Below are 9,184 nucleotides of genomic sequence, written 5' to 3' on the forward strand. Positions count from 1 at the left end.
AGGGGGGTTTTTCCGACCCCGCCCAATCGGGGTCGATGACGGACTCGCTCTTTACGCCGCTTTCGCTCCGCGACACCGAGGTTCGGAACCGAATCATGGTCTCGCCGATGTGCCAGTACTCCTCGACCGACGGGTTCGCCGAGGACTGGCATCTGGTCCATCTCGGGAGCCGCGCCGTCGGCGGCGCGGGCATCGTGATGTCCGAGGCAACGGCCGTCTCCCCCGAGGGACGCATCTCGCCGAACGACCTCGGTATCTGGTCGGACGACCACGTCGAGAAGCTCCGACAGATTACCTCGTTCGTCTCCTCGATGGGGAGCACGCCCGCCATCCAACTCGCCCACGCGGGCCGGAAGGCCAGCAAGTCCCGGCCGTGGGAGGGGAGCGAGCCGGTCGCGCCCGAAGACGGCGGGTGGACGACCGTCGCCCCGAGCGACGTGCCGTGGCCCTACGAGGGCGAGGCCCCGCCGCTCCGAAAGCTCTCGGCCGACGGAATCGAAGGCGTCGTCGACGACTTCCGCGCGGCGGCCGAGCGCGCCCTCGACGCAGGCTTCGAAATCGCCGAGGTCCACGCGGCCCACGGCTACCTCCTCCACGAGTTCCTCTCGCCGGTCACGAACCACCGCGACGACGAGTACGGCGGCTCGTTCGAGAACCGCACGCGACTCCTCCGCGAGGTCACGGAAGCCGTCCGCGAGGTCTGGCCCGACGACAAGCCCGTCTTCGTCCGCATCTCCGCGACCGACTGGCTGGACGACCGCGAGTCGTGGGACATCGAGCAGTCGGTCCGCCTCGCGGCCGACCTCGACGACCTCGGTGTCGACCTCATCGACGTGAGCGCCGGCGGCATCCACCCCGACCAGCGGATTCCGAACACCGGCCCCGGCTATCAGGTCCCCTTCGCGGAAGTCATCCGCGAGGAGACCGACGCGATGGTCGGTGCGGTCGGCGGCATCCGAACCGCGCGCCACGCCGACGAGGTCGTCAGCAACGGGCGGGCCGACCTCGCCATCGTCGGGCGCGAGCACCTCCGCGACCCGTACTTCGCGCTCCACGCCGCCGAGGACCTCGACGCCGACGCGTCGTGGCCGCCGCAGTACCAGCGCGCCGTTCCGCGCCGGTAGGGGGCCGACCTCGACCCGCGCGGGTTCGCCACCCCTCGAACGCTTATCCCCGCGGCGGTCCAATCGTGGACCATGAGCGACCGACGACGCGACGACGACATCCTCGACTTACTCGACGAACTCGGGGACACACTCGACGAACTCGGCGCGGAACTCCGCGAGGAGCGCGACCGAAACCGCGGCCGCGGCCGACGCGTCACCGGCGACGACCGCTTCCAGCCCCCGCGTCCGCCGACGTTCGGCGAGGCCCTGCGGTTCACCGAGTCGTACACCATCCCGACGGTCATCGCCGTCCTCGAAGCGACCATCGCCTCCCTCGAACTCCTCCGCCGCCTCATGCGGCTTTCCGACCCCGGTCGCGCGATGGAAGACGCCAGAAGCGAGACGGAGTCCCGGATGCGGAACGTCCCGAAGAGCGCCGTCTCCGGCGTCGACCGCGCCCTCGACGAACTCAGAAACGCGCTCTCGGAGGCCGACTTACCCTCGAACCCCGAGGCTCGGGACGTGATGGACCGCGCCCGCTCTCTGGCCGACGAACTCGACGCGCGAATCACCGAGGCCGAGCGCGAGCGAACGACCCGAGAGCGTCGCTGGCGCGAGGACGAACGCACGTTCGAATCCGAGTGGCAACGGCGTGACGAGAGCGGGCGCTCCCCCGGCGAGAATCGGGGCTCCAGCAACGCCGAACCGGTCGGCACGGGACCGGTCCGAATCGACGTGACCGAGGAGGGAACCGAGCCAGACGGCGGCGACGACGGGAGCGACGAACCGCAGGTCGACGTCGACGCCGAACTGGAGTCGATTAAGCGCGAAGTGAAAGGCGACGGCGAAGACGACGGAAGCGACGCGGACGCTGACGCGGGCGACGAACCGAGCGACTACTGAGCGGCGGTACACGCGGAGTTTTGCTTCGACTCAGCGCGCCGGTCGCACGTCCACGCGGACCACGTCGCCGACCCACGCCGAAAGCGCGAGGAGCGCGACCCCCGCGCCGCCGGCCACGAGGACGGGCGTGAACTGCACACCGTTGGCGAGGACCAACAGCGCGAACAGAAGGGAGATGATACCGACGAGCGCCAGCGCCGCCGCCGCGCCGAGTCGCCACCACGCGAGGCCGGTCGTCTTCGACTTCCCGCGGACGACACGGGAGACGCCCGCGGCGACGATGCCGAGGCCGACGAAATAGGCGGCGAAAAGCAGGTCGTACCACGCGCCCGCGGAGCCGACTGCGGCTTCGATGGCGTCGAAGCCGACGACGAGCAGGTAGGTCGGCAGTTGGAACGGTTGGAACTGAACGCCGTAGCCGAGGCCGTACAGCCCGGCCAGTACCGCCGTGGCGACCGCCGCGTCGCGCGCGAAGGAGACGCCGCTGGTGCGGTTCATACGCGAGATAGAAGGTGTAGTTATATCAACACTCGCCCGCTCAGAGCGGTTCGAAGCGGTAGCCGTCCCACTCCTGACTCGCGGGCTCGCGGATGCCCGCGCCGGGTTCGCGGAGTTCCTCGCAGTAGACCGGGCGGACCTCGTCGCCGATGTCGACCTCGTCCTCGCCGGTGACCTGCCCGATTGCGCGGACGGGCTCGCCGTCCACGTCGAACTCGACGATGGCGAGCGTGTTGGGCTGGCGGACGCCCGGCGGCGTCGCCGTGGAGGTGGTCCACGTCAGCACCGTCGCCGTGTAGTCGCTGAGGTCGACCGTGCCGACCGGCTCCTCGCCGTCGGGGCCGACCGGGTGGCCGGGGTAGGTGATGCTCCCGTCGGGGTAGCGGTACGCCTCCATCGCGGGTTGTTCGTCGGACATTATCGGGACTCCATGATGGTCGTGGTCACGCAGTTGCCGAAGCCGCCGACGTTGCACGCGAGGCCCACGTCGGCGTCGACCTGCCGCTTGCCTGCGTCACCGATGAGCTGTTTGTAAATCTCGTACACCTGCGCGACGCCCGAGGCCCCGAGGGGGTGGCCCTTCGACTTCAGGCCGCCGGACGTGTTGATGGGGAGGTCGCCGTCGCGGTCGGTGACGCCCTCCTCGACCGCCTTCCAGCCCTCGCCCTTCTCGAAGAAGCCGAGGTCCTCCGACTGGAGGAACTCGAGGATGGTGAACATGTCGTGGAGCTCGGCCACCTCGATGTCGTCGGGTTCGAGGTCGGCCATCTCGTAGGCGATTTCGGAGGAGTTGACGACGCCGCCCATCGTGGTCGGGTCGGCGCGCTCGTGGACGACGTGGGTGTCGGTCGCGCCGCCGATGCCGGAGATGACGGCGTAGTCGTCGGTGTACTCGCGGGCGACCGACTCGGGGCAGAAGACGAGCGCCGCCGAGCCGTCGGTGATGGGACAGAAGTCGTAGAGGCGAAGCGGGTCGGCGACGACCGGCGAGTCGAGGACGGTGTCGAGGTCGACCTCCTTGCGGAACTGGGCGTGAGGGTTGTCCACGCCGTTTTTGTGGTTCTTGACGGCGACCTTTCCGAGCGACTCCCGCGGGGCGTCGTAGGTGTCGAGGTAGAGCCGAGCGGTCAGCCCCGCGAAGGAGGGGAGCGTCACGCCGTGTTTGTACTCCACCGGGTGCGTCAGCGAGGCGATGACGTCCGTCGACTCGGCGGTCGAGCGGTGGGTCATCTTCTCGCCGCCGACGAGCATCGTCATGTCGGACGCGCCGGAAGCGACCGACTGCCACGCGGCGTAGACGCCCGCGCCGCCGGACGAGGAGGTCTGGTCGATTCGGGCGGTGTAGGCGGGCATCGCCGCGAGGTCGTGGGCGAGGGCGTTCGGGACGCCCGTCTGGCCCTCGAACTCGCCGCTCGCCATGTTCGAGACGTAGAGGTGCTCGATTTCGTCGGGCGAGACGTCGGCGTCCGCGAGCGCGGCCTGCCCCGCCTCCGCGAGCAGTTCGCGAATCCACGCGTCTCGCTGCCCGAACTGGGTCATCGATGCACCGATAATCGCTACGCGGTCCATACGCGCACGTCGTCGCACCGCGATTTAAAACCGGGCAATCCCTCGCCGGCACGTCTCAAACCGTTTATCAGTCGGTCGCCCGAACGACCGGCCATGGACGCCGAACGCCTCGCGCCGATGGTCGGAATCGTCGGCGCGCTGCTCCTCGCAATCGCCGTCGCGATTCCCGCCGTCACCATCGAGGGCGGGGACGGACAGGTGGCCGCCTACTACGCCGCGGGCCCGGTCGGCATCTCGTTCGTCGGGATGCTCGCGCTCCTCGAAACCATCGTCTTCCTCTCGGGCAGACAGGAGCGGACCGACCCGGCGACGGCCGCCGGACTCGCCTTTGTCCTCTCGCTTTCGATGCTCGGCATCGCCGCGCTGTGGTCGTTCTCCATCGACCCGACGCTCCTGTTCAGTTTCGACCAGCAGTACTCGTGGCTCACGTACCACCGCTGGTCCGTCGTGGCCGCCGCGTTCGTCACGTTCGTCGGCGGCGCGTGGTACGCCAGCGACGTGTTGTAAGCCGGCGTCGGAGGGGCCGGTTCTGGCTCGTTTTCTCGCGCCGCGCTCCCGACCCCCGCGTCGAATCACCCCGACGGTGTCCCCCGATCTTCCCGCATCCGAGTCGAAAGGCCCTTAACAGTCGGTGGACAATGAGGGAGTGGACTAGGTCGGGCAGTTAGGCCCTGCTCTCTACCCGCGAAATAGGTCTTTAGCGGGGACCGAACACGGGCGCGTCCGGTCAGACCGGCGCGGGCCCCGGAAGCCAACGTAGAAACCTCGTCCTTCGGGGACAGCGGCTCCGCGTACCCCTTCCGCAGGGAAGAGTTCGCGCGGTTCATCGGTGGTACCCCGCCAGGCGCGGAAGCGAGCAGCGGACCATCGGACGTGCGTCGCTCGAGGGATCGCGGGGTGGAGGAGGCAACCGGGATTCCCCACGTCGGAACGCCGGGCAACCTCGCTGTCCACCCATTCATACCTCATCGAAATCACTCGCAGACTGGCCGGTCTCTCGGCCGTTAACTCGACGATTCGACGCGTCCACTTCCTGTTTCGCCCGTCGTCACTTACCGCGTGAGCGACCGGTGACTGTCGGCACTCGGCGAATGTGAAATACCGCACAAAGGGGTCTGTTTCCCCGGAGAGACGGTTACTGCTTGTTCTCGGCTTCCGTCTCGGTCGCTTCGGCCTCAGCCTCGGCCTCGTCTTCTTCCTCGTCGTCGTCGCTCCCGCCCTCCTCTGCGCCCTTCTTCAGTTCGTCTTCGATCTCCTCGCGGCCGCGGCGGAACTCGCCCATCGCCTGGCCCGACGACCGGGCCAGTTGGGGGAGTTTGTTCGCGCCGAACAGGAGGACGATGATGAGCAGGACGATGAGCAGTTCTGGGCCGCCCGGGAGTCCGGGGAACAGCGGAATGGAATCCAGCATTACGTTCGGTTACGTTCGGGGGGAAGATAAGAGAGACGGTCCGGGATTGCGACCCGAAGTCGCCGCAGTCCGCGTGTTTCGGGACTCGTAGGCGTTCGCTCGGGACAACGCGGGCGAGCGTCGGAGCCGTGGCTCGACGGGAAGCGGTTCGGAGAAGATGCACCGGCTGGGAATCGAACCCAGATAATTGGCTTGGAAGGCCAATGTCTTACCATTAGACCACCGGTGCTCATTTCATTCGCACCGTGCATCGACGGACTCCGTCCGTCTCAACACCGGTGCTCGCTCGCTTCACTCGCTCGCACCGAGCCTCGGCCTCGCTTCGCTCGGCCGAGACACCGATGCGCGCGAACGTCGCGTCTATCCCTTCATTCTCGACGCCCCAATAAGGATGTTACCTTTTCGGTCAGGCGACGAGGGAGGTCGATTCGCCGCCCTCGGCGGGGTTGTCGGGGGCGCTCCCGAGGAACTCGAACTCGAACTCCGTCTCGGACTCGGTCTCCCCGTCGACGACGACCACCGTCACGTCCCGCTCGTCGGGGATGGCGACGCCTAACTCGCCGTCGGCGTCGGTTGTACCGGCGGTCTCGTCGTTTATCGTCACCGTCGCGTTCTCCACGGGCGTCCCGTTCCGCGTGACGACCACCGTCACGTTCTCGCCGGCGGAGACGTTCCCGTCGAAGCTCACGGTGAGGTTGCCCTCGGCGTCGGTTTCGGCGCGCTCGCCGTCGTCGGTCTCGTTTTCGCCGGCTTCGACCTCGGCGTTCGCGTCAGCCTCGGCCTCGGCTTCGGCTTCCGCCTCGGCCTTCTTCTCCGCGCCGACCTTCGTAATCGGCACGTCCGTTCCCGACTCGCTCACGACGGGCTTGAGGATGTACTTCCCGCTGTTGCCGGCCTTGAACGCCGTGATGTCGAAGACGAAGTCCACGGACTCGCCGTTGCCGACTTCGAAGTCCGTGTTGAGCTGAAGCTTGTTACTGGGGAGCTTCACGTTGACCTGTTCGCCGGTCTTCAGCGTCCCGTTCACGTCGCTCACGTGCACGAAGACCTTCGTGTAGTTCCCTTCGGGAACGCCGTACTCGCCGACGAGGCTCGCGTTGTCGCCCTGCAGTTCGGTCAGGTCGACGGTCACGTTGTCGACCTCGTAGGCGACTCTCGACTCGCCTTCGGCCACGTCGGTGTCGTTCACGTCGGCCGATTCGACGTCCGCGTCGGCATCGGCGTCGGCGTCGACCGACCCGTTGGTCGAGACGGACGTGTTCGTCGCGTTCGCCGTCGCGTTGGCGTCGAGTTCGACCTCGGCGCTCGCGTTCGCCTCCGCGTCGGTTTCGGTGTCGTTTTCGGACTCGTTTTCGGCGACTTCGGCCTCGGATTCGGCCTCCGCGTCGGTTTCGGTGTCGTTTTCGGACTCGTTTTCGGCGACTTCGGCCTCGGCTTCGGCCTCCGCGTCGCCGCTCGCGCGGACGAGCGTCACGCGCTCGATGGTGACGTTGAGGTGTTCGAAGTCCGCGATGGCGTTCTGCTCGTCGCTCACGTAGAAGTTCACCGTCCCCGTCTGGGCGGCGTCGCCGCCGTCGGACGACGCGGTCGTCGTCGCGTCGGCGGTCCCGTCGGTCTGCGTCTCGGTCATCGTGCCGGCCCCGCCCGCACAGCCGGCCAGTACGACCATGAGTGCGAGCAGGACAGTCGCAAGTCCAGTACGTTTCATCGTAGCAGACCGTACTGGCCGAGAGAACTTTAGAAGGGTGTTCGTACGCCTCGGTTTTCACCGAATTTCGCCGAATTACGGTCTCAGTCGTCCGCGTGGGACTCGTTGAACCGCTTCGCCTTGTCGAGCAGACCGGGCGAGATGCCGGGCACGTCGTCGGCGCTCACCGCGCCCTCGGCGCGAATCTCGTCGAGGCTCTTGGGGAACTCGCGGAGTTCCATGTGGATGGCGATGCCGGCTTTCGCGCCCTTGCCCATCGCCACCGGAATCTGGTTGTGACCGGGGGTGATGTCGCCGACGGCGAACACGCCGTCGACGCTGGTCCGGCCGTGGTCGTCCACCGGGACCGTCCCGTCGTCGTCGAGGTCCACGTCGAGCGCCTCGAACAGCGTCGTGTTGTAGTTCGAGCCGTACATCGCGAAGCCGCCTTTGTACTCGCGGACGGTGCCGTCTTCGAACTCGAAGCTCTCCAGCCAGCCGTCGTCGCGCTTCGTCATGCCCGAAATCTCCTCCTCGACGATGTCGACGGGGTGCGCGCGGACGAGTTCGTCCGTCTCGTCGGACCACGTCGGCTCGTCGCCGCGGAGCAGCAGGTCCACCTCGTCGGTGAAGTTGAGCATTATCATGGCGACGTAGGCCGCCGAGTCCGAGTGGCCCATCACGTACACCGACTCGTCGACGAACATGTAGGCGTCGCAGTGGAGACAGTAGTGCAGGCCCTTTCCGGTGCGGGGAAGCGGCGGGTCGGGGCGCTCGTCGTTGAAGCCGACGCCGAGGACGACGCGGTCGGCGACGAACTCGCCCTCGTTGCCGACGAGGCGGAACCGGCCGTCGTCCAACTGCTCCGCGTCGGTCACGAAGTCGCGGTGGATGTCGGTCCCGTAGTCTTCGAGTTGCCCGCGCGCGGTTTCGAGGAACTCGTTGCCGGAGACGTCCTCGGTGACGCCGATGACGTTGTGCGTGTCGAGCATCATGGCCGCGCGGCCGCCGCCGCGGTCCACGAGCGCGGTGTCGTGTCCCAGTCGCGTCGTGTAGAGCGCGGTCTGGAGGCCCGCGGGGCCGCCGCCCACGACGACAACCTCGTACTCCCGTGGTTCGTCGGTTTCGGTCATACACGGGAATTCGTCGCGGCGCTCTTAAGCCCACATCACCTGTGCGCGGCCAGCATCCACCCGAAACGAGTTAGCAACCAACACGATTTTCCCGACGCCCGAAACCGCACGTGACGCCCGAAACCGTCCGCGAGGCTCAGCGCCCGCGAGGCTCAGCGCCCGCGACGACAGCGTAGCAGTTCCCGCTGGACACCGTCGATTCGACGACCGCGAGGTCGCTCGCGTCGAGGTCGGCGTCGAACTCGTCGGGCGCGTAGATGTGGTAAAATCGGGGGACCGTCTCGCCGCCGGGGAGCGTCCAATCGACCGTCGTGTCGAACCCGTCCTCGCGGTCGAACGTGTCGTGGGCGGTGCTCCACGCGCTGACGACCGCGCGGCCGTCGGCGTCGAGCACGCGCGCGAGTTCGTTCAGGCTCGCCACGCGGGCCGCCCGCGGCGCGAGGTGGTGAATCGTCGCCACGTACACCGCGAGGTCGAAGGCGTCGTCGGCGAGGGGGAGCCGCGAGGCGTCGCCCTGCACGAGTCCGGCGTCGAAGCCGCGTTCCGCCGACCGCGCGACCGCCTCGTCGAGCAGGCCGCGACTCACGTCGAGGCCGACGACCTCGTCGGCGTGCGCGGAGAGGAGTTCCACGTGCCGACCGTTGCCGCAGCCGAGGTCGAGCGCGCGGGCCGCCGGCCCCGACTCGGTCGAATCGGCGACGAACGATTCGACTTCGGGCCACGGGTACTCGCGGGTCGACGCGAAGTGCGACGCGATGCGGTCGTACGTCTCGCGGACCCCGTCTCGGGGTTCGTCTCCGTCCATGCCGGTCGGTCGAGGCGGTGAGACAAAGACCGCACGGGTCGCGGGCGGCGGGGGCGGGGGCGGCGGGGGCGG

Annotated in this window: 10 protein-coding genes, 1 tRNA gene and 1 other RNA gene; 4 read left to right on the top strand and 8 right to left on the bottom strand. The window is 67.9% G+C overall.

The genetic code is table 11. The annotated features are described in order from the left end of the window. Positions 1–35 precede the first annotated feature (35 nt). Together AUR65_RS01345 and AUR65_RS01350 are read left to right on the top strand one after the other, a co-directional pair. The gene (locus AUR65_RS01345) at positions 36–1,124 is read left to right on the top strand and encodes an NADH:flavin oxidoreductase/NADH oxidase (protein WP_058566693.1); all 1,089 of its coding nucleotides are present in this window, start codon (positions 36–38) and stop codon (positions 1,122–1,124) included. A 72-nt stretch (positions 1,125–1,196) separates the two neighbouring features. Next, the gene (locus AUR65_RS01350; protein WP_058566694.1) at positions 1,197–2,009 is read left to right on the top strand and encodes a DUF7547 family protein; all 813 of its coding nucleotides are present in this window, start codon (positions 1,197–1,199) and stop codon (positions 2,007–2,009) included. A 30-nt stretch (positions 2,010–2,039) separates the two neighbouring features. On the opposite strand, the gene AUR65_RS01355 is transcribed toward AUR65_RS01350, so the two are convergent. Genes AUR65_RS01355 through AUR65_RS01365 form a run of 3 tightly spaced genes read right to left on the bottom strand, consistent with a single transcriptional unit; the run spans position 2,040 to position 4,076 of the window. Beyond that, positions 2,040–2,507 (bottom strand): hypothetical protein, encoded by a 468-nt coding sequence (locus AUR65_RS01355; RefSeq protein ID WP_058566695.1) that lies wholly within the window; start codon positions 2,505–2,507, stop codon positions 2,040–2,042. 40 nt (positions 2,508–2,547) lie between these two features. Further along, positions 2,548–2,925, bottom strand: a complete 378-nt coding sequence (locus AUR65_RS01360) for an OB-fold domain-containing protein (RefSeq protein ID WP_058566696.1) — start codon at positions 2,923–2,925, stop codon at positions 2,548–2,550. Further along, on the bottom strand, positions 2,925–4,076 hold the full coding sequence (locus AUR65_RS01365; protein ID WP_058566697.1) for a thiolase family protein: 1,152 nt from the start codon (positions 4,074–4,076) through the stop codon (positions 2,925–2,927). The genes AUR65_RS01360 and AUR65_RS01365 overlap by 1 nt, the downstream gene beginning before the upstream one ends. A gap of 93 nt (positions 4,077–4,169) precedes the next feature. Here AUR65_RS01365 and AUR65_RS01370 point away from each other — a divergent pair, with 93 nt between their 5' ends. Continuing rightward, on the top strand, positions 4,170–4,583 hold the full coding sequence (locus AUR65_RS01370) for a DUF7548 family protein (protein ID WP_058566698.1): 414 nt from the start codon (positions 4,170–4,172) through the stop codon (positions 4,581–4,583). A 137-nt stretch (positions 4,584–4,720) separates the two neighbouring features. After that, an RNA gene (gene ffs / locus AUR65_RS01375) (signal recognition particle sRNA) lies at positions 4,721–5,032 on the top strand. A 179-nt stretch (positions 5,033–5,211) separates the two neighbouring features. On the opposite strand, the gene AUR65_RS01380 is transcribed toward ffs, so the two are convergent. The 5 genes from AUR65_RS01380 to AUR65_RS01400 all read right to left on the bottom strand — a co-directional run bounded on the left by AUR65_RS01380 (position 5,212) and on the right by AUR65_RS01400 (position 9,112). Next, the gene (locus AUR65_RS01380; protein ID WP_058566699.1) at positions 5,212–5,487 is read right to left on the bottom strand and encodes a Sec-independent protein translocase subunit TatA/TatB; all 276 of its coding nucleotides are present in this window, start codon (positions 5,485–5,487) and stop codon (positions 5,212–5,214) included. A 158-nt stretch (positions 5,488–5,645) separates the two neighbouring features. Then, positions 5,646–5,716 (bottom strand) — tRNA-Gly (locus AUR65_RS01385). 177 nt (positions 5,717–5,893) lie between these two features. After that, positions 5,894–7,156 (bottom strand): DUF4382 domain-containing protein, encoded by a 1,263-nt coding sequence (locus AUR65_RS01390; RefSeq protein ID WP_058566700.1) that lies wholly within the window; start codon positions 7,154–7,156, stop codon positions 5,894–5,896. A gap of 122 nt (positions 7,157–7,278) precedes the next feature. Next, positions 7,279–8,307, bottom strand: a complete 1,029-nt coding sequence (locus AUR65_RS01395; protein ID WP_058566701.1) for an NAD(P)/FAD-dependent oxidoreductase — start codon at positions 8,305–8,307, stop codon at positions 7,279–7,281. Positions 8,308–8,443: 136 nt separating this feature from the next. Further along, positions 8,444–9,112 carry a class I SAM-dependent methyltransferase gene (locus AUR65_RS01400; RefSeq protein ID WP_084816422.1) on the bottom strand — a complete coding sequence of 223 codons (669 nt, stop codon included), beginning with the start codon at positions 9,110–9,112 and terminating at the stop codon, positions 8,444–8,446. Between the last annotated feature and the right edge of the window lie 72 nt (positions 9,113–9,184).

Source organism: Haloferax marisrubri (assembly GCF_001469875.2).
Classification (GTDB): Archaea; Halobacteriota; Halobacteria; order Halobacteriales; family Haloferacaceae; genus Haloferax; species Haloferax marisrubri.